The following is a 20,806-nucleotide window of genomic DNA, read 5'->3' on the forward strand; positions in this document are numbered from 1 at the left end:
TCTGTGCAGGCCGTCCCTGCGGTCAGGCAATCTTGATGTTCCTTTCGCACTGGCTAGAACGCTCCTTCCTGAACTTCTTTTCCATCGGTCCGCTGGTCCCCACGCTCTTTGCCTGGATTGTGGCCTTCTTCCTGTTTCGCATCCGAAATCGCTCCAGGGCTACGTCGCTCTATGCCTGGGCCATGCTCGTGTATGGCTTCTTTGAAATTTCGTATTTCTTTGCTTCCACCATCTTCCGGCCGGAACTGGCCTTCTATCGCTGGTCGACCTTCAGCATGGTTCTGGTGGTCGGCTACTTTCTCATATCCTTCTGGATGCATTTTCCGGAAAATACGCATCCGCGATTTACGCGCATCACGAGGATCGTTGCCGGGATCGTTGCAGCGGCCACATCATTGGTCTTCTTCTACGGCACCTACCATGCGCCTCGAATCTTTCATTTCTCCAGTCATTTTTGGGATTTCGACGCTGATCTGATTTCGCGACGCGGCGGAGTTATCATCCTTCTCTATGTTGTTGCAATCGGAGTCCTTGGCATCTGGCGCGGCATCGTAACCAAACGCGTGCGTCTGCCTGCCTTTGCCATGGCGGCCGGGTGGCTGCTGGGCTCGGTTACGCCGGGTATTCTCAATGTTCTCAGCCGCAGCGGTCAGATCGGCTACGATTCCTATCAAATTTCCAAAAGCCTGATGGTGCTTGGCGGATTCTTTACATTCTTTATTATATATCTCAACAACACAGAGGACCGCACTACCTTCATGACCAAGCTGGTAGCAGTATCGGCCGCCACCTTTCTGGTCGTCTTTCAGCTGGTGAGTTACTTTGTTCTATCGCGATATGACGCGATCTATGATGGATTGCGCCGGGCCGAAGCCCGGCTTGCTTTGCTGCACGGCGATCGCGCCCCGGGTCTGCGCTATTTGAGCGAATATGACCCGCAGAGCGGAAAATCTCGTTGGGTCTTTAAGGAAGCCGATGTTGAAATTGAACCGAATCGTTTCGCTGCGGAGCTGGACAATACCCTGACGGTTGAACGATTGGCCCGGCTGGGATCACAGCCGACGGCTCCTGCCATCGAAGCAATTTTGCAGGCTGCCCCGGCGCATTTTGCGGGCTATGCTGCGGTCATTCGTTCGCATTTTACGTCCGGCCAGAGCGCGGAAACGCCCGTAACGACCGCTGAAACATCGCCTATCGTCGCATTTTTGAAGGCAAATTCAAGAACTGTACTGACGCGCTTCAATAAGATCCGCGAGTTGCCTGACGAGAATTTCCGCCGCGAACTCGAAGCCTACCTGCAGAAGCAACAAAGCGATCGCTCTTTTGGTCCCTTTGCCGGAGCATTGCTCGGGGCGCTTCCAGCATCGCAGCTGGAGAACGCTGCGTTGAAAGCCGAAATTTTGCGCTATCTGGCCCCGGCGCGGGCTGTGGGCGAACGCAGCTACCACTGGCATGCATCGCAGGATCCCAATCATGACCCCTACGTCGCCTATGCCTTCGTAGATGAGCGCGGCGAACACGTACTGGAAGCCGGCTTTTCCTATCTTGGATGGCGCAGGTATATGGATGGACCGACGCGAGATCTGGCAATACTACTGCTGGCGACTGTCGCCGTCATGTTGGTGCTTTTTCCGCTGTTCTTTTATGGCGCCCTTGTCTCACCGCTACAGGGACTGCTACGCGGAGTGCAGCAAGTGAACGAGGGCGATCTCAATGTTGAAGTAACCGTCAAGGTCGAGGACGAGATTGGATTTTTGGCGCAATCCTTTAACGGGATGGTTCGTTCCATTCAGTCGGCGCGCAAGAAGCTGCAAGAATATGCAGAGACGCTGGAGGAGAAGGTCAAAGAGCGAACCAGAGAATTACGCAATACACTGGACGAAGTCAATCGATTGAAAGTCCAGCAAGATGGCGACTACTGGCTTACTTCAATGCTGGTGGCGCCGCTTTCCTCCAATCGAGCGCACGGCGAGGCCGTGAAAGTCGATTTTCTGATCAAGCAGAAGAAGGAATTTCAATTCCGGCGCTGGAAATCGGAAATCGGCGGGGACTTTTGCGCTGCGGACCGGATACAGTTGCGCGGCGAAGTGTATACAATCTTCCTCAATGCCGACGCCATGGGTAAGTCAATCCAGGGCGCTGGCGGAACGATCGTACTTGGCAGCGTGCTCGAATCCATACTGTCGCGCACCCGCTCCAGTAACGCGGCGCAGAGCTACTTTCCGGAGCGCTGGCTCAAGAATGCCTTCATAGAGCTGCACAAGATTTTTGAAAGCTTTGATGGCAGCATGCTGGTTTCTATGGTCTTCGGCCTGATCCACGAATCATCAGGATTTCTTTACTATATCAACGCAGAGCATCCAGCCAGCGTACTCTACCGCAACCGCGAAGCTGAATTTCTCGAAAAGGGCGAAATATTGCGTAAGGCCGGCTGGACCGGGATTGCTGACACATTGCATATTGAAACATTTCAGCTGCAGCCTGGCGACGTTTTCGTCGCCGGATCGGATGGCCGCGACGATCTCGCTATCGGGCGCAATGCCGAAGGTAATCGGATCATTAACGAAGATGAGACGCAATTCCGGATCATTGTTCAGGAAGCGAACGCCGACCTTGAACGAATCTACGAACTGTTGTCCAGCGCCGGAGAGTTGACCGACGACCTGTCGCTGGTCCGCGTTGAGTACACAGGCGCCGGCTTGCCGCTTGAGCCTTCTGATACCCGCGAAGTAATTGATACGGCGCGGGCGGCGCAGCGCAACAATCGCCAGCAGGAGGCCCTCGACCTGCTGCGTATGCGTATGCGGATGGACCCGCCCTCGCTGCGCGTGAAACGCGAATTCATCGCCAGCGCCTACCGCAGCGGCGCTTATGAAGAGGGATTTGCTGCTGTCGATCGCTATCTCTCAGAGAATCCCGGCGATGCCGAAATGATCTTTGTGGGCGCAACCCTGGCCCGGAAGTTGAAGCGGTGGGATGCCGGAATTGACTATGGCGAACGCTATCGACTTCGACGACCGCTTGATGTTCGCAACCTGATTAACCTCTCGCGGCTATATCTGGGCGTGAATCAAAAATCGCGAGCGGCGCAGATGGCGCGCGAAGCGCTTGAAGTTGAGCCGGACAATGATCGCGCCGAACAGATTCTGCGTGCATTGGCTGAACGCAGCGTCGGTTAGCACGGATGCGCCCTGTTCCGCCAGGCCTTCCGGCGGATAGCGGTCCGGGCTGGCGGCGACTTCAGACAGTCACGGCTGTTCGCGTGGCCTCTTCGGCATCCAGTTCATCGTTGAAACCAAAGAGTCGCGGATCTTTCAATCGATCGATGTAGAGCACCCCGTCGAGGTGGTCGCATTCATGCTGGTAGACGACAGCATCGAAGCCTTCGATTACTTCGTCGTGCTGCTCTTCATTCTCGTCAAAAAACTTCAAGCGTATCTTGCGAGGACGCTCAACATAGCCGCGCATGCCGGGCACCGAAAGGCAACCCTCCCAGTAGCCCTCGGTTTTCGACTCGAGCGCTGTGATCTCGGGATTGATCAACACGCGTTGCTGGATGCCATCTTTTAGATCCGGATAACGCGCGCTGCGATCAAAACCCACGATTACCAGTCGCTTCAATACGCCAACCTGGGGCGCCGCCAGGCCAATGCCATCGGCCGCTTTCATGGTTTCGTACATATCTCGAATCAGTTTCTTGATTTCTTTGGATCGAATCTCTTCGAGCGGCACTGGCGCCGACTTTTGGCGCAGCTGAGGATCGCCGGCCCGAAGGATTTTGCGAATGGCCATGATCAGACAGGAAAAGCGATTTGTCGCCTTGCAGCAATCCTTTTCCCCTTGGACAATGTCTGCGCCGCACTGGATGCAGCAAGCGCTTGGCTTGTGGCGAACCGACGCCGTTGGCGCCCCCGTACTCTTGCACGGCAAGAGCCTCTTCGAACTCTATCGCCTGCAATTGTCCGATTGTATTGCCGCGGTCAAGTGTGTCTCATCGCAAAGGATGGCCGAAGTTGAAGCTCGCGGCCTGCAGACGCTTGCTGAAGCGGGCGCACCGGCGCCGCGCGTCCTATCTACGCCGGCGCTGGACGCGGATCGCGCGCTGCTGATTCTGGAATTTATTGCGGACCCGGGCCGCATTGATTCCCGACGGCTGATCGCCGACCTGCGCCGGCTTTACGCGCAAGAGCGGGCGCACTTTGGATGGTTTGAGGACAATTTCATTGGCGCCTTGCGGCAAAGAAATTTGCCGCGCAGCAGTTTCGCGGAATTCTGGCTGGAGGATCGATTGCATCCGCAGCTGGCGCTGACGGTCGCCAGCGGCCAGCTTTCCAGGGCCGCCGGGCGGGAAATCCTGGACCATGCGCGCGCCGCAATTCGCCGCTGGAAGCTGGAGCGTTGCATTCCGCGACTGATTCACGGCGACCTGTGGTCCGGCAATTTGCTGCCCGATGCGGCCGGACGCGCTCACTTGATCGATCCTTCAATATCCGCGTCAATTCCAGAGCAGGATCTGGCGATGCTTGCCCTGTTTGGATCCCCGTTGAGCGAAGAGTCAATGCGTGCGATCGCCGAGGAGAGCGGCTCTCCTCCGGGTTTCGAAATGCGAGTCGGTTTCTGGCAGTGCTATCCTTTGTTGGTGCATCTGAACCTGTTTGGCAGCAGCTATCTGCGCCAGCTGCAGCAGGCAGTGGAGAGTTTTGCTTATGGCTGAACAGGACGGCAAAGTGGAAAAATCCACAGTGCAAACTGTCGCCGCTGTTCTGGCGCAGGCGCTCCGTCGCTTGCGCGATGCAGAGCTTGAGTCGCCGGCGGCGGAAGCAGCCTATCTGCTTGCCGACCTGCTGCACAAGGATCGTGCATGGCTTCTGGCGCACGATGAGGAGCAGCTGACGCTGACGCTTGTAGAGCGGTTTCAGCAACGCGTCGAGCAACGCTGCCAGCATCGTCCGCTGGCGCAAATTTGCGGCCGACGCGAATTTTTCGGCCGCAGTTTTCTGGTCACCGAAGCCACTCTGATTCCGCGTCCCGAGACCGAACTGCTGGTGAGCGAAATCCTTGCTCGTCTTGACGGAAGGCCGAAGCTTATTCTCGATCTATGCTGCGGCAGCGGCTGCATCGGGCTCAGTCTGCTGGCGGAACGCAATCAATGGCAGGCCGTATTGACGGATCTATCGCCGGCGGCGCTGGATGTGGCGCGCCAGAATGCCGCCAGTTTTCCTGAGAATATTGCAGCCCGCGCACGTTTTTGCTGTGGCGATCTTTATGAAGCTCTGGCTGCCAACGCGGCGGCGCTGAGTGAGAAATCGCTTTTTGATGCCGTCGTCTGTAATCCGCCCTATATCCATCCCGATGAAATGGAAAGCCTCGCGCCCGAGGTTCGAGATTTTGAGCCGGCGCTGGCGCTATTTTCCGATGATCCGCTGGATCTGATTCAACGCATAGCGGCGGGCGCCAGAGAGGCGCTGCGTCCGCCGGGCTTGCTGCTGATTGAGACTTCGCCGCGCTACGCGGCCGCGGGCCAGCGCGCGCTGCACAATTTCTTTCAAGTCGCAGAAGTGCTGCATGATCTGGCCGGCCTGCCGCGCGCGCTTTGCGCCTACGGAGTATCGTAGACGCAGCGAACGTAGCCGGGATTCTCCGGACCGTAGGCGTAGTTCAAACCGCTGTCAAAATCCACGACGCGCACAATACTGGCCTGTGGTTCATAGAGCGTGCTGCTCCAGTAGACATTGCGGCGTGTTTCCGGAAAAAGCGCAGGGTCGATCTTGGCCTCGCCCGCGGCGCGCGTTGGATCGAGAATTGAACTCAGCTCATCGATGGTTGGCAGCCGCCATTGGTTGTTACCGAGGCTGAGTCGACGACAGTAGTCGGCAGCATCGGGCCATTTCATGGGAATCGCCGCTCCCTGACAGCGTCCCTGCACCTCTTGCTGGCCGGTGCTGCATTGTTGCCAGCCAATCCTTCGCTGGCGGTTTCGAGTTACGCCTGCTTCAGTTGTCCACTCAGGAAGATCGGCCGCTTGTTCGACAGCGGCCGGGCGTCGCTCTGAAAGGAACTCGGTAGTGCACTGCAGGGCCCGGCCCTGGGCGCTACCCGGCTCGAATATGTCAATGGAGACGGCATTGGCGCCGGCCTCCGCTGCAAGATTGCGTAGCATGATTCCTGCGACATCATAGCGGACCGGCTCGTAGAATCCTGTCCGCAGCTGGCTCAACACCTGGCAGTCCGATCCCACCTGATTTGCGCTCAGCAACAGGACGCCTCGGCCGCCATCGCTCAATTCGCGGGAGCAGGCGCAAGGATCCAAAAACAGTGAAAAGCTGAAGCCGCTGCTGTGTGGGGCGCCGGGCCGCTGCGGCGAGCCAGGCGCACGGTCGGCTGCCTCCCGCGAAACCTCGCTGCAGGCGCACTGCCGGGGTCCGCTGGCACAGCCCCCGGCCACAAATCCAGAGGCGGCCAGCGCCAGCAGCAGCAGTATCGTTTTTCGGTGAGCCATGCTGAATTGTTTGCAGCGAGGTCCGGCGCGCCGCAAGCAGATTGTACTAGTTTGCGCGCATTGCCTGAATCAAGCACTGCGTGCCGGCGACGCAGAGATTGAGGTTGCCGTGGATCTGATTGTTGTAACAACCCAGAGCCTTCTGGCGGTTTGCCGGCTTGCCGCAAACGTTGCGCCGACAATCGCGCATGAATCGGTCGTGGCGGGATGCTGCCTCTGCCTGCCGACCGCTATTTCCGCGATAGAAACAGGCGTAGGAATATTTGCAGAAGGTAACGCAGTCGGTGGCGCTGCCTACACCCAGCGTGGCCGGGTAGTTGATACCGGTGTAGGGAAAATCCGCTGGCCTGCTCTGCGCCCACAGTGCGCCGCTCAAGGCCGCTCCAATGACAATAGCGATGGCTGCCATGATCAGGCGACCTGCGCCAGATTTCTTTTCAGCGATCTTCATCCTCTCTGCCTCCTGCGCCGACCGGTCTCCCCGTCGGCCGCCTCCGAGCCTAGGGCTCACAGGGCGAGTTCTCGCGCTGTATCTTTGATACAACACTTTTCCCTGCCCCTGGATCTTAGACCTCCAAAAGAGAGCCAGGGTTGAGCCTTTTTTTAGGCTGCCCCCTCAGGTTCGGGCCTCTCGCGGCCGTATCATATAGAAGAAAGGGAGAACTCTCCCGTGGAGCAAGAATGGAAATCCAGTCCACGTTCAATGCCGCCCGCGCTATCGAACAATCTACGCGTTCGGCCGAGATGATGAATCAACTCAACCGGAACATCGTGGACTCCGTCCATGAAACAGCGAATAAGCTGCTGCGTGTCAACGTCGAACAGAAGCTGTCTGCGGATCAGGAACAACAGACTCTCGATTTGCTCGCTTGATCCTGATGCCCGCCGCCGTCGATTCTGGACGGCGGCGGCGCTCCATTACTCGCCCTCGTGGCGCAGCGCCATTTCCTTCCCGCGCTTCTCATTGCCGAAGAGAGCGACAACGATTCCGGCAAGATTGAATACTGCACAGATCAGGATTGCACCGCGCAGACCCAGCCAGAGTTGTAAAGCGCCAAAGCTAAACAGGCCGATGATTGCCGCGATCTTGCCGGTCAGATTCCAGAATCCAAAAAATTCCCCCGCCTTCGAGGCCGGGCTGAGCGCTCCGACAAGCGCCCGCAAAGATGATTGAGTAGCGCCCAGACAAAGACCAGCAAGAGAACCCACTACGAGGAAGGTTTGCACATCCCGTAGACTCAGACCAAAGCTGGAATTCAGAAAGGCAGTTACATCTTTGACGCCGGCAATCAAGACCGTAGCGACAATCCAGACGATAAGCGTGAGTATGTAAGTACGCTTGTCGCCGAAGCGATCCTGGATGTAACCAAAGGCAATTGCGCCAACGGCGGCTGAAATGTTGGTCAGTAAAAACATTCCGACGCGAAAAACCTTCATATCACCCGGTCCAGGATACCCCTGGTTGAATCCGGCGATCTCGGTATCGCCATAGATGAAGGCAAACGATATCACTATCGATAGCGCAGCATAAGAGAAAATAAAAGAGAGCAGGAAGATCGCAAGATCGCGATAGTCTCCAATTTCTGAAAGCGTCTGCCGCAGGCGACTGAAGCCCACCGTAAACAGGCTGGCGCCAGGCGGCAGCGTCTTGGGAATCGCCCTTTCTTTCAGCAGCAGGAAGGTCGGAATTCCAGCCACCAGAAAGAAGACGCCAGTAATCGGCCCAATCCACTCGTGCCCGGCAAAAGAGTCTGTGCTGGGGGCAGCGAGAACAAGACTGATGATCAGAGTCGAAAGAATGCCGCCAAAGTAGCCAACGCCCCAGCCAATGCCCGAGATTCTGCCCTGGTCTTCCTGCGGACCCAGTTCAGGCAAGAAGGCCGCTGCAAATGCCTCGCCTGCGGAAAAGCCGATATTTGAGATTACTATGAGAATGACAGCCAGCCAGATATCGCCCGGACGCGCAAAGTAAAGTGCAGCAGTAGCCACGACGGTGAGAATGTAGCTGCCAAAGAGAAATTTCTTTTTTGATGCGCTGAAATCCATGACTGCGCCAACAATCGGCGCAGTCACCAGGACAATCAGGTAGCTGATCGTTAGCGCGACCGAACCCCAGTAAAAGTTTCCCTCCGGCGAATCATGTCCCTGCCCCACAATCCAATAGGAGAATACAGTAGAGTAGACTACTGTGATAATGACAGTCGTGTAAGACGAGTTCGCAAAGTCGAACATCGCCCAGCCGAAGATTTCTTTGCCCGGCGCGCGTTGTTTTTGGCTCACTGCATGCTCCCTGAGTACAGGCTCGAACGAATCGCCAGAGGCTCTTCGCAGAAAGGTCGCCGTCAAACTCAATTTGGCTATGAAATATGTTGCCGTCACGAAGCGGCCGTGTGAGGCTCGAGCTGTCGCTCCGCTCACAGGCAACGCTTATGTCACGGAAAACTCTGTATTTGCTGGTCCTATTTCTGGCGGCTGCTGGTCCGGCCGCCGCGCAGACGACGGATGCCGCTGTCCCCTTTGCCGAAGGCCGTCTGTTTCGCGTTACCTCGCCTGCTGGCGCTGTCAGCCACGTCTTTGGCACCATGCACAGCAACGATCCGCGGGTACTGGCGCTTCCGGAAGATGTCGCCGCGGCCTTTGAGCAAAGCCGGGTCTTGCTTCCAGAAATCGCACTTTCTCCGGCCGTAATCCGCAACCAGCTTGGCGCCTTTTTGATGCTGCAGCGTTACCCTGCGCTCGACGAGGCGCTCGGGGAAGGCGATCTACTGCATCGCGCCCTGAAGGCTCTTGCCAAACGCGGCTTCCCCGAACAGCAGGCCCGATCATTTCCGGCCTGGACAGCGCTCTTCTTTCTGGCCGGACCGACCAGCAGACCAGAGGGCAGCCAGCGTAGCGGCGAAGTACTGGACGCGGCCCTCTGCCAGCGGGCGCGCGCCCGCGGCATGACGGTGGTCTCGTTGGAAACGCCAGAGCAGCAGTTCGACGTTTTTGGCAGACTCAGTCTACAGGAGCAGGCTGACCTGGTTCGCCTGACCCTCGACGGCCAGGTTTGGTTCTTCGACGATGGCCGCCCGGGCCAAAGAGATTCCGTCTCCGATTATCTCAATGGTCGAACCGGCTCGATTTACGAGCAGATTCGCGCCGGCGAAAGCATTGAGCTGATTCGAAAAGTTAACCGACGACTGCTGTACGATCGCAATCACCGCATGGTCCAGAACATGTTGCCGCACATCGACGAGGGCGGCGCGTTTGTGGCTATCGGCGCCCTGCACCTGCCCGGAGAAGAAGGCGTCTTAAATCTGCTCCTCGGAAAACTTTATCGCGTGGAGCGAATTCGCTGAGCAAATATGAGCCGTAGCGCCAGACCATCAGGAGCGGAGCAACAGCCTCTGTTTGCAGATTTCAGCGCCGCCTTTGAATTCTATATCCCCTCAACCCTGCGCCAGTTTTTGACGGCTGAAGACCGCGATCGGTTTATCAGAGCAAGGTTCGACTTTTTTCGGCAACGCGGCGATCGCGCCGCAGTACGCGTGTTTAATCCCGATGACGAACAGCTGATCTATATCAATGCAACGTTGATCGAGGTTTGCCTTTCTGATTCGCGCTTTTTGCTGGATACGCTAATCGAATACTGCCAGTCATCGGATCTGCGCATCGATATGCTAATCAGTCCCGTCCTCTTCGCTCGCCGCGACGAAAAGGGAACGCTGACACACTGTGGATTTTCCGATCAGGGTCCGGAACACGAAACCCTGATCTATCTGCAAACCGGACGACTTCCGGAAAACCGTCTGGCACCGCTGCAGGGCGAACTGAAGGAACTCTTTGCTGAAGTTGAAAACGTGGTCGCTGATTTTCCGCAGATGCGTCAGCGGCTGCTCGACGCCGTCCCGGACCCCGCCGCCGCTCAGTGGTTTGCCGAGCATTTGATTCTGCTTGGTTCGGCGCCGGGGCGCGGAGTAGACGAAGCGCCCCTGGGAATTCTTCGTCAACCTGGCCTGCGCAAGGTCGCGCTCGCTCAGGTCCCGGCTGAAATCGGCGGCGACGGCCTGTACTTTCTGGAAACCAGTATTCTCAGTCGCGTCAATCACCGTCGACCGCTTACGCTGGCCGTTGCCGCCAACCGTAAGCGAATCTTTCTGGTTCACTTTGCACAATCCGCCGACCTCGCGCCGCGCCACGAGATGCCGCAAGTAGACGAGGCGCTCTCTGCATTAGCTTACGAACTACGCGCGGCAGAGCGATCCCATTTGCGAAAGCAGCTCTATTCGCTGGCCGGCGGGATTCCAGCCGCCATCCTTTTCACACGACTGACGTTGTTACGGCAGTGGCTGCCGCTGCCGCTGGAGAACTTGTATAACGATAATCTGGAACGCATCTGGGTGGAAGACTCCGCACACGGCGTCCTCTGGCTTGGCGTCACCCTGCCCAGGCGCGAATCGCTGCATATTCCGGGCGAGCCCCTGGAGCGAATGCAACGTGAAATCGGCTACGCCATCGTTCACCGGCTCGACCAGGAGTTTTTTCGCAACCGTTGGCTGCTCTTTGCATTGCGACCGGAAAAAATCAGCCTCTCCGCACTGCGCGAACAACTGGAGAGTCGATCTCATGAGCTTTTCCTTTCCTGGCGCGAGGAATTGAGACGCATCGTTCGCAATCGACTGATTGGCGACCAGGCCATCGGCGCCGCGCTACAGCGCTTTTTCAGCGGTCTATCGCCGGAACTTGAGCTCAATGCGTCGCCCGAAGAAGCATTTCAGGACCTGAACACGCTCGATCAATTGCATGAACAAAGCGGCGTCGAGGTTCGGGTTCGCCTCCAGCCGCCGGAACGTGCATGCGTCAAGGTCTACTGTCGTCGACTGCTTTCGCTTGGCGATTCGACGCCAGCGCTCAATAGTCTGGGCCTGGACCTGCTTGATGAACTGACCATTCCTTACCAGCGCGAGGGCGATCCCCGTTTTCTGCTTCGGTTTCGGATTCAAGCGCCGGCCGAAGCTCCGCCAGGCGCAACGAAACGGGTCGAAGACGTCCTATCGGACGCTCTGAATGGCCGATCGCCCGCCGACCAATTGAACTCGCTTGCGCTTTGCAGCGGCCTTTCCGCCAGAGAAATCCACTTGCTGCGCGCACTGGCAGCTTGTTTTTTTCAGATCGAAAAGAGCTACGCACGTATTACGCTCTACTCGTTCTTAAGTTCCTATCATGAATTCAGCGAGGCGCTGGTCAGGCTGTTTCACGCTCGTCTCGACGCCCACGCCGCAAAGCAGGAGGAGTCGCCGGCTCTGCTCGGCGTCCAGGGCGCTATCGATGGCGCCCGATTGGCGCGTGATGAGCAGATCATGCGCCAATTTCTGGAACTCTGCCTGGCTATTGTGCGCACCAACTACTACAAAAATCATGACGAGATCTCCTTCAAGATCAGCACGCGCTCGTTGAACTTTGCGCCATCGCCCCAGCCTTTGTTTGAAATTTTTGTCTACTCACAAGAATTCGAGGCAGTACATTTGCGCAGCGATCCGGTGGCGCGCGGCGGCATTCGCTGGTCGGATCGACCGGACGATTTCCGTACGGAGATTCTGGGCCTGGTCAAGGCGCAAATGGTAAAGAACACTCTGATTGTACCCGCCGGCAGCAAGGGCGGATTTGTGCTGAAGCGCGCCTATGACGATGCAAAGCTTTTTCGCGAAGCCGGCGTTGCAGCCTACCAGACTTTTATGGAACGCATGCTGGAGCTGACCGACAACATTGCGCCCGACGGCCGCACGCTGCCGGCCGACGGCATCCGGCGGCGCGATGGCGACGATCCCTACCTGGTTGTAGCGGCAGACAAAGGAACTGCCACCTTCAGCGATCTGGCCAATGCGGTGGCGATGAAGCGCGGCTTCTGGCTGGATGATGCCTTTGCCTCCGGCGGACAAAACGGCTACGATCACAAGCAGCAGGGCATTACGGCGCGCGGCGCGTGGGAATCAGTTCGCCGTCACTTTCTGGAAATGAATGTCGATCCGGAGCGCGATGCGATTCGCGTGACGGCCATCGGCGATATGGGCGGCGATGTCTTTGGCAATGGAATGCTGCTATCACGGAGCATGAAGCTTGTGGCAGCCTTCAATCATGCCTACATATTCATCGATCCCGATCCGGATCCGGAGGTTTCCTTTCTCGAGCGCAAGCGTCTCTTTGAATCAGTTGGTAACTGGAATCAGTACAACGCAAATTTGCTTTCCGCAGGCGGCGGTGTTTACGAGCGCAGCGCTCGGAAAATTCCGCTTTCAGCGCAGGCGCAAAAGGCGCTGGGGATCAAAGCCAGCGCACTTTCTGGCGAGGAATTGATTCGAGCCGCACTTTGCGCGCCGATTGATCTGCTCTGGAATGGCGGCATCGGCTGCTATGTAAAATCCAGCAAGGAACAGCATTATCAGGCGCGCGATGCGGTCAATGACCGCGTACGTGTAGATGCATCGCAGCTGCGCTGCCGCGTCATTGGCGAAGGCGGGAATCTGGGCTTGACGCAAGCCGCGCGAGTGGAGGCGGCCGCCGCCGGCGTTCGATTGAATACTGACGCCCTCGACAATAGCGGCGGCGTCAACATGTCCGATCACGAGGTGAACCTGAAGATTTTGCTACAACGTCGACTGGCGCGCGGCGCCATTAAGGATGTAGCCGAACGCAATCGAATCATTCGCCAGCTGGAAGCGCAGGAAATCGAGCTAGTGCTGGCATCCAATCGCGCCAATAATCTGGCGCTTTCGCTCGATGAGCGACGCAGCCTGCGCGATTTTGGCTGGCTGCGGATTCTGATCAAAAGCTTGAACCGCGAGGGCTACCTGGACCGAGCGCAGGATACGATTCCCTTTGAAGCAGATCTGGATCAGATAGCGCGCGAAGGGCGACGGCTGCCGCGACCGACTCTGTGCTCTTTATTTGGTTTTGCCAAATTGCAACTCAGACGTCAGCTGCTAGATCAGGGAGCATTCCAGGACACAAATTTCGACTATCTGGCTCTGGACTATTTTCCAGCGGCCCTCGCGCGTACCGCTGCCGAGGACATCAAGAGCCACCCCTTACGCCGCGAAATGGTCATTGCCCAGGCTTTGAACTATTTGTTCGACCGCATGGGTCTCAGCTATATGACGCGTCTTCAGTCTGCCAGTCCAGCGAGCCCTTCGGCCATCTTGCAAAGCTTCCTTCGATTGGCGCGCTTTCTGGACCTCGAAGCGCTCTGGCAGGCCTTTCCGGAAGAGGGCCGCAAGAGCTCCCTGTCGGCCTACTATGATTACCTCGTAGAACTACAGGATGTATTTCAGGGCTTGCATTTACGACTGATACAGGAAGATTCTCTGCTGCAGCAGCTGGGCGACGCGGGCCGCAAAGGATTTCAGAAGTTGTTGAGGGAGTGCGAGGAGCACGCCAGCTTTCGACCGCCGCGCGAGTTGCGCGGGGCGCTCCGTGCACTTGGCGAAGGCGCAGCCGAAGCGCTGGGAGCGTTTCGGCGCCTCTTTGCCCTCAGCGACGCCTTTTCCATCTACCTGGCAACAACGCAACAGCGTCGACGCTGGACGCCAGCCGACTATCACCGAGCGCTTGATGCCTTTGCAATTGGCGAACTGCGGTCGATGAGCGCTGCGGCGGGAGAAGATGGCGGCTGGAACGCTCGCTTTGCGACGCGGCTCACTGCGGAATTGAATCGTTTGCTGATTGACCTGCTTGATAGCGGGGTAAGGCACGGAAGCAGCGATGATCGAGCGTCGCGCTTACGGGAACTGGCGGCGCAGGCCCGCGAGCTGGACCAGGCGCAGCAGCTGAGCGCCGTTGCGCTCTTTGAAATCGTCCAGCAGATGCGTTCGTCTATCAATTGACAAACGCCAGCGGTCGGCGGAATTCGCATAGGTTCCGCCTTTGGCGGCCCGATTTTCCTGCCAGCGAGCGCCACCGTGAATTTGACAGCAACACATCCGGACAAGTACAAGAGCGCCAGTTCCAAATGGATGGCCAGTTTTTCCTGCGCCCACCTGAAGATTCTGATCGTTTGCCGCGGACCGATCCGCAAAGAGGCTATGGATGTTTTCGGCGGACTGGGGGCCCGTTATGGCATTCTTCTATCTGAAAAGGATTCAGTGACTTACCCTTATACTCTGGCGCCGGAGCTGCGCGTCATCGTCGATGATGACTCCGTGCATCGAGTTCCAGACTATACCGGCGCTTCGGCCGCGGAGCGCAAGGAACGCATTCGTCAAATCATCCAGATTGCCGTAGATAATGAGTACACGCACCTCTTTGCCGGATACGGATTCATGGCAGAAGATGCCGAGTTTGTCGAGAGTATCGAGACCGCCGGCCTTGGTTTTGTAGGCCCGGCATCTGTTGTTCACCGCGCCGCCGGCGCCAAGGATACTGCAAAGGTTATCGCTCGCCAGATCGGCGTAAGCGTAACTCCGGGCGTCGACAATATTACTGCGCTCACGTTGCTGCGCAAATGCGCGGGCAATGAAGCAAAGCTGAGCGAACTGGCGCGTTCCCATGGCCTCAACGTGGAGCGCCAGGGGCGCAGCCTCGAGGACTACGCTGAAGCGGTCCTGCAGGCTGGCTATTCCCGCAGCATCGGATTGATCAGTACCGAAGAAATCCAGACGGAAGCCGGCCTCCAGGCCGCCGAGCTGTTTAAGAGCAATCCCGGCCGACGCATTCGCCTGAAGTACATTGGCGGCGGCGGCGGAAAGGGCCAGCGCATCATCACCCAGGCCGCGGACGCGCCGGCGATGGCCCTGGAAGTTCTGCTGGAATCAAAGGCCAACGGACCGGCCGACAACAAAAACTTCCTTATGGAACTCAACATTGAGAACACCCGCCATAATGAAATCCAGCTGCTGGGCAATGGCGAATGGTGCGTAGCGCTTGGCGGCCGCGACTGCTCGTTGCAGATGCACGAGCAAAAACTTGTGGAACTGAGTATTACGGACGAACTCTTCGAATATGAAACTGCCCTCGCGGAGCAAGAAGGACGACCCGGCTACGCTGAAACTCTCAAGAAAGATCGGGCCGTGTTGCGCGACATGGAGGATCAGGCGGCGCGCTTTGGACAGGCCGTTAAACTAAACAGCGCTTCCACCTTCGAGTGTATCGTATCCGAGCATAGTTTCTTTTTCATGGAGATGAACACACGCATCCAGGTAGAACACCGCGTCACGGAGATGGTTTATTCGCTGAAATTCGTCAATCCAGACGATCCTTCGGATTTCTTTATTGTCGAATCGCTGGTCGAAGCGATGGCGCTGTGCGCTGCTCACGGTACGCGGCTGCCCAAGCCGCAGAGGTTGTTTCGTCATCGCGCCGGCGGAGAGGTTCGTCTAAACGCAATGAATGACGCCCTACAGCCTCATGCCGGCGGAACAATTGAGAATTGGTCGCCGCTAGCGCCCAATGAGGTTCGCGACGATCAGGGAATTGGCGTCCCAAATCCCGACACGGGCTGGTTCATTGCCTACCACCTGGCCGGCGCTTACGACTCCAATATTGCCTTGATTATCAGCGGCGGCGACGGCCGCCGGCACAACCTGGAGAATCTAGCAGACATATTGCGCCGCATGGAGATGCGCGGGCCAGAGCTGAAGACTAACCGGGAATTTCACTATGGAATTCTCAACTTCTGCCTCGGATTACATCCGATGTTGAAGCCGGATACGAAGTTCGCGCTCCCCTATCTGGCCGCGGTCGGCAAGCTGGCCGGTGAACTGGCCAGTTTTGATCTTGAGGTCGCCTGGACAGACGTCGCCAAACGCGTTATCGTCGCCCTTGGCGCCGGCGCCGCAGAGGTCCTCGCCGCCAAGCAAACGCTGGCCACTCGACCGCTGCACTTCTTCGTGGACAATCCGCATGCTGCTGCAGGTTGGCTGGTCCGCCACCATCGGCGCGCCTTTACTATTGAAAGTGGAAAAGTAATCTGGAAGCGTAATCCGGCGCGCGTTCTCAATGATTTGTACAGATACTTTCGACTTGAGGAACGGCCGGGAGCGGCGCCTGTACAGCAGATTTGGCCTGATGATCTGGAGCTGCTTCAAACCGGGCTGCGTTTTTATCAACAGCTTGAGGAAGCCCTTGGCGTCGATAGTGAAAGCCATTTCGAAGCCAGCATGTCATCCTGCCGGGAAAATGGCTCCCGCGCTTACTCCGACCTGTCCGCCGCCCTGCTCGCCAATCAACGTCCGACGTCGGGCGCGGCATTGACCGAGGAGCTGCTGGCCCAGGTGGCTGCTTCACATCGCGGGTGGTTGGCCGGCATGGAAATTCTTGATGCCCTTGTATTGCTCGGATCGCGCTGCGGGCTGCTGGACTTCGCAGTGGACGACGCCTTGCATCCTATTACTCCCGAAGAGTTCTTGAATCCAGAGGCGCAGGAAAACTATATTCGCAACCTCGCGCCGCCGCCGCCGGCGGCGGCGGACGAACTGGTGGCAGTCAGCGGAGGCATGTTCTACTCCCGCGAGGCGCCAGGACAGCCGCCGTTGCTGGAACCCGGCAAGCAGTTCCATGCTGGCGATCCCATTTACATCATCGAAGTGATGAAGATGTTCAACAAAGTCTACGCCGAGTTCAGCGGCACAGTGACCGAATCGCTGGTACCCGGCCAGGATGGGGTCGTAGTTAAGAAGGGACAACCTTTGTTCCGCGTTAAGCCTGATGTCGAAATCAAGATCGAAACTCCCGAGGAGCGCGAAGCGCGTAGAAAGCAAGCAACGCTGGAGATTCTGAAGGCGGTCTGAACTACGAATGTCCGCCGCCGATCCGATCCTCTGTCGCTGCTGCGACGTTCGCCAATCGGATGTAGCGGCGGCTATGCAACGCGGCGCTCGATCCCTGGAGCGAGTCATGGATTTGACGGGCGCGTCGGGAGGCTGCGGAACCTGCGTGAACTCTCTGCGTGACGCGCTACTGCGCCTCGCAGAGAAACGGGCGGCCGACAGCGAGCGCCAGGATCTGCTCCCCTTTTGATCAGGGCTGGTGCAACCGTTCTTCTTGCCAGCGCTCTCCCCTCTGGCAGGCTGGCGCTTCGCTGCCTGCCTCCGGCAGGCCAGAGTTCGGCGCCGGGCCCTTAGCTCAGCGGTTAGAGCAGGAGACTCATAATCTCTTGGTCCCAGGTTCAAATCCTGGAGGGCCCACTTCCCATTCTGCGCTGCCGGGCGACTGAAACTGGCCGGGCGCCGTTAATCTCGCTTTCCTTTCTTCCGAAGCATTTACCAGGAACTGCCCGGGGCTAAGTCGAACATCCAGCCGGGGCTTCCAGTCAGAGAAAACAGCAGGGCGATCATGGAGGATCGCTCAAGGATAACACGGATGGTACTGAAAGTGGAAAGAAATACGCTGCACTTGCGGTTTGGCGCCGCATCGCCCTTTGCCGCCGCCGAACAGCGCAGTCAAATACTTGATGCAATTCGCCAGAGTCATTTGCCGGTCCTGGTTTCTTTGCGGCAAAGCGGGGATCCCAGCGCTACGGAACTCATACTGCTGGGCGATGTGCTGCACGCTGTACGCACGCGCGGCGGCCGCATACATATCCACTCGCAAAAGGCGCATAACGTCAGCCCGTCGCTGGCCGCGTTGCTGGCGCGAGCGGAATCTGTGCTGGCCAGCGCCTGAAAGCAATGCACCAGGGCCTCAAGGCCTAAGCCTCCCGGCTGATGTCCGCGCCCAGAACGCGCAGGCGCTCATCGATACGCGTGAAGCCGCGATCAATTTGCGCAATGTTCTGGATGACGCTTTCACCCTGGGCGCATAGTGCAGCGATCAACATAGCCATTCCGGCGCGAATATCCGGGCTGGAAACTACGGCGCCGGTCAACGGGCTCGGGCCCATGATTACGGCGCGGTGCGGATCACAGAGAACGATGCGAGCGCCCATGCTGATCAAACGATCTGTGAAAAACAGTCGCGACTCGAACATCTTCTCGTGAATCAAGATCGTCCCTTTGCACTGAGTGGCCGTTACCAGAATGACGGAAGTCATGTCGGCCGGCAAGCCAGGCCATGGGGCGTCATCGATGCGCGGAATGGCGCCGCCCAGATCGGATACGATTTCCCGCTGCTGGTCGCCGGGAGTCAAGATGCCATCGCCTTCCACCCGCGTTTCGATTCCGAGCCGGGAAAAGACAAGGCGAATCATGCGCAGATTTTCAACATCGGCGTCCTCAACGTAGAGTTCGCCGCCGGTTACCGCTGCCAGGGAAATGAAGCTGCCTACTTCAAGATAGTCGGGACCGACGCGATGCGGGGCCCCGCGTAGCTTTTCGACGCCCTGGATACGAAGGATGTTGGATCCAAGACCCTCGATTCTGGCGCCCATCGAATTGAGCATCCGACAGAGGCCTTGCACATGAGGTTCGCTGGCCGCATTACGAATAATGGTCTCTCCTTCAGCAAGAGCGGCGGCGCATACTGCGTTTTCCGTGGCTGTTACCGAGGCTTCATCAAGCAAGATATCTGCGCCGCGCAAATGATCGCACTGCAGTTCAATGCCATCGGGAAAAACCTTGGCGCGAGCCCCAAGAGCCTGCAAGGCCAGGATATGCGTATCGATGCGTCGCCGACCAATTCGATCGCCGCCAGGCCGCGGCAGGAATACGCGACCGTTGCGCGCCAGAAGCGGGCCAGCGAGGGTCACGCTTCCGCGCAGGCTGGCCGATTCTGCGGCCGGCAATTCTGCCGCCGGATCGCCGCTGGCCTGGATGCGCAATCTGGCGCCATCGCCTGGATGCACTGGCGCTACGCTTGCGCCCAAACCGCGGAGAATTTCCTGCATCATGCGGACGTCTTCAATGTCCGGCACATTGCTCAGCACCATTTCTTCATTCGTCAGCAGACATGCGGCCAGCAATGGCAAGGCCTCGTTCTTATTTCCCTGCGGACGGATCTTGCCGCTGATTGGATTTCCGCCGCGTACACGAAACACGCCGCGATCCTGCGAGCTCATGACACCCATCAACGCCAAGCCTGGATGCCAGTCGAGCGAAAAGCCTTCGTTACACTGCTTGACTCTTGGCGTCTGCCTGGCTAAGATCCGGCCGTGAAACCACATGAGCTTCCCGTTACATTGACGATTGCCGGCAGCGATAGCGGCGGCGGAGCGGGCATTCAGGCTGATCTGAAGACCTTTCAGGCCTTTGGCTGCTTTGGGACCAGCGCCATCACAGCGTTGACCTGCCAGAATACGCGCGGCGTCAGCGCCGTGCAGGCCGCTCATCCCGGAATTGTCGCAGGTCAGCTGCGCGATGTTCTCCACGATTTTCCGGTTCGTGCGGCCAAAACAGGAATGCTCTTTTCGGCGGATATTATTCGCACTGTGGCCGAGGTCTGGCAAAGCGAAGCGCGCAACATCCCGCTGATCGTGGACCCGGTCATGGTAGCGGCCAGCGGCGCCCGTCTTCTGGAGCAAGAGGCGGAGCAAGAATTGAGCCGATATCTGTCGCTGGCCACTCTGATTACTCCGAATCTTCCGGAAGCTTCCGTGCTGCTTGCCCGGGAGGTTGCAACTCTATCCGAGATGCGCGAAGCGGCGCGCGAGCTGCACAATCGGACGCGCGCCGCAATACTGCTGAAGGGCGGTCATCGTGAAGGCGATCGAGAGCGACCCGGCGAGGCCATTGATGTATTTTTCGACGGCGAAGTCGAAGAGCTGCTATCACGGCCGATGCTGCGCACGGAGAATACACACGGCACGGGCTGCACGCTTTCTGCAGGCATAGCTGCGGGACTGGCGCAAGGACGCTCTTTACTTGATGCCATTGCTGCAGCCCGCGATTACTTGCAGGGCGCCATCGAGCATGCGCCGCGCCTGGGCGCCGGCGCAGGCCCGCTCAATCATCTGTGGCAGATGGCGAGGACGTAGCGTCGCCGGCGCAGACGCCAGTCTTCAGCGCTGATTCCCCACGGTTTCACGGTCGCCTCGCCCGCTCTGTCCGCCGTCATTGCGGCCGCGGTTGCGGTCACGGTCATCGCGGCGGCCGCCGCCTTGACGGTTTCGATTGCGATCACGATCATTGCGGCGGTCCTCGTCGCGAACCTGCCGATCGTCGCTTTCTTCAATAACGCTTTGCGCGCGCGTGAAGATCATTTTTCCGGCGGCCGTCTGAATGATCGATGTTACGTTTACGCGAACCTTCTTGTTCACCATGGACCCGCCATTTTCGACAACCACCATCGTTCCGTCTTCAAGATAGCCAATGCCTTGATTCTCGTCCTTTCCTTCCTTGATGATATCGATGACGATGTCTTCTCCGGGCAGGACGACAGGTTTAAGGGCGTTGGTCAGAG

General features: G+C 58.0%; 15 protein-coding genes, 1 tRNA gene and 1 pseudogene. 11 read left to right on the forward strand and 6 right to left on the reverse strand.

Annotated elements, in window-relative coordinates:
* The first annotated feature begins 35 nt into the window (after window positions 1–35).
* Window positions 36–3,179 (forward strand): SpoIIE family protein phosphatase, encoded by a 3,144-nt coding sequence (locus K1X75_15060; GenBank protein MBX7059382.1) that lies wholly within the window; start codon window positions 36–38, stop codon window positions 3,177–3,179.
* Between the two features lie 61 nt (window positions 3,180–3,240).
* Here K1X75_15060 and def read toward each other — a convergent pair whose 3' ends face one another.
* The gene (gene def, locus K1X75_15065; GenBank protein ID MBX7059383.1) at window positions 3,241–3,792 is read right to left on the reverse strand and encodes a peptide deformylase; all 552 of its coding nucleotides are present in this window, start codon (window positions 3,790–3,792) and stop codon (window positions 3,241–3,243) included.
* Window positions 3,793–3,847: 55 nt separating this feature from the next.
* Between def and K1X75_15070 the strand changes: the two genes are divergently transcribed.
* A complete protein-coding gene (locus tag K1X75_15070) occupies window positions 3,848–4,714 on the forward strand; it encodes a fructosamine kinase family protein (protein ID MBX7059384.1) in 867 nt (288 codons plus the stop codon).
* Complete coding sequence (prmC, locus tag K1X75_15075; GenBank protein MBX7059385.1) at window positions 4,707–5,615, forward strand: peptide chain release factor N(5)-glutamine methyltransferase; 909 nt, start codon at window positions 4,707–4,709, stop codon at window positions 5,613–5,615. Before K1X75_15070 ends, prmC begins: the two co-directional genes overlap by 8 nt.
* On the opposite strand, the gene K1X75_15080 is transcribed toward prmC, so the two are convergent.
* Both K1X75_15080 and K1X75_15085 read right to left on the reverse strand, forming a co-directional pair.
* Entirely contained in the window at window positions 5,600–6,499 is a 900-nt protein-coding gene (locus K1X75_15080) for a DUF1566 domain-containing protein (protein MBX7059386.1), read from the reverse strand. The two genes, prmC and K1X75_15080, sit on opposite strands and share 16 nt — an antisense overlap.
* A gap of 46 nt (window positions 6,500–6,545) precedes the next feature.
* The gene (locus tag K1X75_15085) at window positions 6,546–6,950 is read right to left on the reverse strand and encodes a hypothetical protein (GenBank protein MBX7059387.1); all 405 of its coding nucleotides are present in this window, start codon (window positions 6,948–6,950) and stop codon (window positions 6,546–6,548) included.
* A gap of 230 nt (window positions 6,951–7,180) precedes the next feature.
* Here K1X75_15085 and K1X75_15090 point away from each other — a divergent pair, with 230 nt between their 5' ends.
* Window positions 7,181–7,372, forward strand: coding sequence for a hypothetical protein (locus K1X75_15090; GenBank protein MBX7059388.1), 192 nt, complete (start codon window positions 7,181–7,183; stop codon window positions 7,370–7,372).
* 45 nt (window positions 7,373–7,417) lie between these two features.
* Here the strand turns inward: K1X75_15090 and K1X75_15095 are convergent, their stop codons facing one another.
* Window positions 7,418–8,779: an MFS transporter gene (locus tag K1X75_15095; protein MBX7059389.1), complete on the reverse strand. Its 1,362-nt coding sequence runs from the start codon at window positions 8,777–8,779 to the stop codon at window positions 7,418–7,420.
* A 149-nt stretch (window positions 8,780–8,928) separates the two neighbouring features.
* Between K1X75_15095 and K1X75_15100 the strand changes: the two genes are divergently transcribed.
* The 6 genes from K1X75_15100 (at window position 8,929) to K1X75_15125 (ending at window position 18,136) form a co-directional block, all read left to right on the forward strand.
* Window positions 8,929–9,840, forward strand: coding sequence for a TraB/GumN family protein (locus tag K1X75_15100; protein MBX7059390.1), 912 nt, complete (start codon window positions 8,929–8,931; stop codon window positions 9,838–9,840).
* Between the two features lie 6 nt (window positions 9,841–9,846).
* Window positions 9,847–14,361 carry an NAD-glutamate dehydrogenase gene (locus K1X75_15105; GenBank protein MBX7059391.1) on the forward strand — a complete coding sequence of 1,505 codons (4,515 nt, stop codon included), beginning with the start codon at window positions 9,847–9,849 and terminating at the stop codon, window positions 14,359–14,361.
* A gap of 129 nt (window positions 14,362–14,490) precedes the next feature.
* The gene (locus tag K1X75_15110; protein MBX7059392.1) at window positions 14,491–17,262 is read left to right on the forward strand and encodes a biotin carboxylase; all 2,772 of its coding nucleotides are present in this window, start codon (window positions 14,491–14,493) and stop codon (window positions 17,260–17,262) included.
* 7 nt (window positions 17,263–17,269) lie between these two features.
* On the forward strand, window positions 17,270–17,491 hold the full coding sequence (locus K1X75_15115) for a (2Fe-2S)-binding protein (protein ID MBX7059393.1): 222 nt from the start codon (window positions 17,270–17,272) through the stop codon (window positions 17,489–17,491).
* 94 nt (window positions 17,492–17,585) lie between these two features.
* A tRNA-Ile gene (locus K1X75_15120) sits at window positions 17,586–17,658 on the forward strand.
* 175 nt (window positions 17,659–17,833) lie between these two features.
* On the forward strand, window positions 17,834–18,136 hold the full coding sequence (locus K1X75_15125) for a hypothetical protein (protein ID MBX7059394.1): 303 nt from the start codon (window positions 17,834–17,836) through the stop codon (window positions 18,134–18,136).
* A gap of 25 nt (window positions 18,137–18,161) precedes the next feature.
* Here the strand turns inward: K1X75_15125 and murA are convergent, their stop codons facing one another.
* Window positions 18,162–19,466: a UDP-N-acetylglucosamine 1-carboxyvinyltransferase gene (murA, locus tag K1X75_15130; GenBank protein MBX7059395.1), complete on the reverse strand. Its 1,305-nt coding sequence runs from the start codon at window positions 19,464–19,466 to the stop codon at window positions 18,162–18,164.
* A 93-nt stretch (window positions 19,467–19,559) separates the two neighbouring features.
* Here murA and thiD point away from each other — a divergent pair, with 93 nt between their 5' ends.
* Window positions 19,560–20,381, forward strand: a complete 822-nt coding sequence (thiD, locus tag K1X75_15135; protein MBX7059396.1) for a bifunctional hydroxymethylpyrimidine kinase/phosphomethylpyrimidine kinase — start codon at window positions 19,560–19,562, stop codon at window positions 20,379–20,381.
* Between the two features lie 207 nt (window positions 20,382–20,588).
* Here the strand turns inward: thiD and K1X75_15140 are convergent.
* A pseudogene (locus K1X75_15140) lies at window positions 20,589–20,806 on the reverse strand (TRAM domain-containing protein).

Source organism: Leptospirales bacterium (genome assembly GCA_019694655.1).
GTDB lineage: Bacteria > Spirochaetota > Leptospiria > Leptospirales > Leptonemataceae > SSF53.

Excerpts from the sequence above, each read along its gene's own strand:
- K1X75_15070 (MBX7059384.1), top strand. The coding sequence starts at position 3,848 with ATGTCTGCGCCGCACTGGATGCAGCAAGCGCTTGGCTTGTGGCGAACC.
- def (MBX7059383.1), bottom strand. The coding sequence starts at position 3,792 with ATGGCCATTCGCAAAATCCTTCGGGCCGGCGATCCTCAGCTGCGCCAA.
- prmC (MBX7059385.1), top strand. The coding sequence starts at position 4,707 with ATGGCTGAACAGGACGGCAAAGTGGAAAAATCCACAGTGCAAACTGTC.
- K1X75_15110 (MBX7059392.1), top strand. The coding sequence starts at position 14,491 with ATGGCCAGTTTTTCCTGCGCCCACCTGAAGATTCTGATCGTTTGCCGC.
- K1X75_15100 (MBX7059390.1), top strand. The coding sequence starts at position 8,929 with ATGTCACGGAAAACTCTGTATTTGCTGGTCCTATTTCTGGCGGCTGCT.
- K1X75_15125 (MBX7059394.1), top strand. The coding sequence starts at position 17,834 with ATGGTACTGAAAGTGGAAAGAAATACGCTGCACTTGCGGTTTGGCGCC.
- K1X75_15080 (MBX7059386.1), bottom strand. The coding sequence starts at position 6,499 with ATGGCTCACCGAAAAACGATACTGCTGCTGCTGGCGCTGGCCGCCTCT.
- murA (MBX7059395.1), bottom strand. The coding sequence starts at position 19,466 with ATGAGCTCGCAGGATCGCGGCGTGTTTCGTGTACGCGGCGGAAATCCA.
- K1X75_15060 (MBX7059382.1), top strand. The coding sequence starts at position 36 with ATGTTCCTTTCGCACTGGCTAGAACGCTCCTTCCTGAACTTCTTTTCC.
- K1X75_15090 (MBX7059388.1), top strand. The coding sequence starts at position 7,181 with ATGGAAATCCAGTCCACGTTCAATGCCGCCCGCGCTATCGAACAATCT.
- K1X75_15105 (MBX7059391.1), top strand. The coding sequence starts at position 9,847 with ATGAGCCGTAGCGCCAGACCATCAGGAGCGGAGCAACAGCCTCTGTTT.
- K1X75_15115 (MBX7059393.1), top strand. The coding sequence starts at position 17,270 with ATGTCCGCCGCCGATCCGATCCTCTGTCGCTGCTGCGACGTTCGCCAA.
- K1X75_15085 (MBX7059387.1), bottom strand. The coding sequence starts at position 6,950 with ATGAAGATCGCTGAAAAGAAATCTGGCGCAGGTCGCCTGATCATGGCA.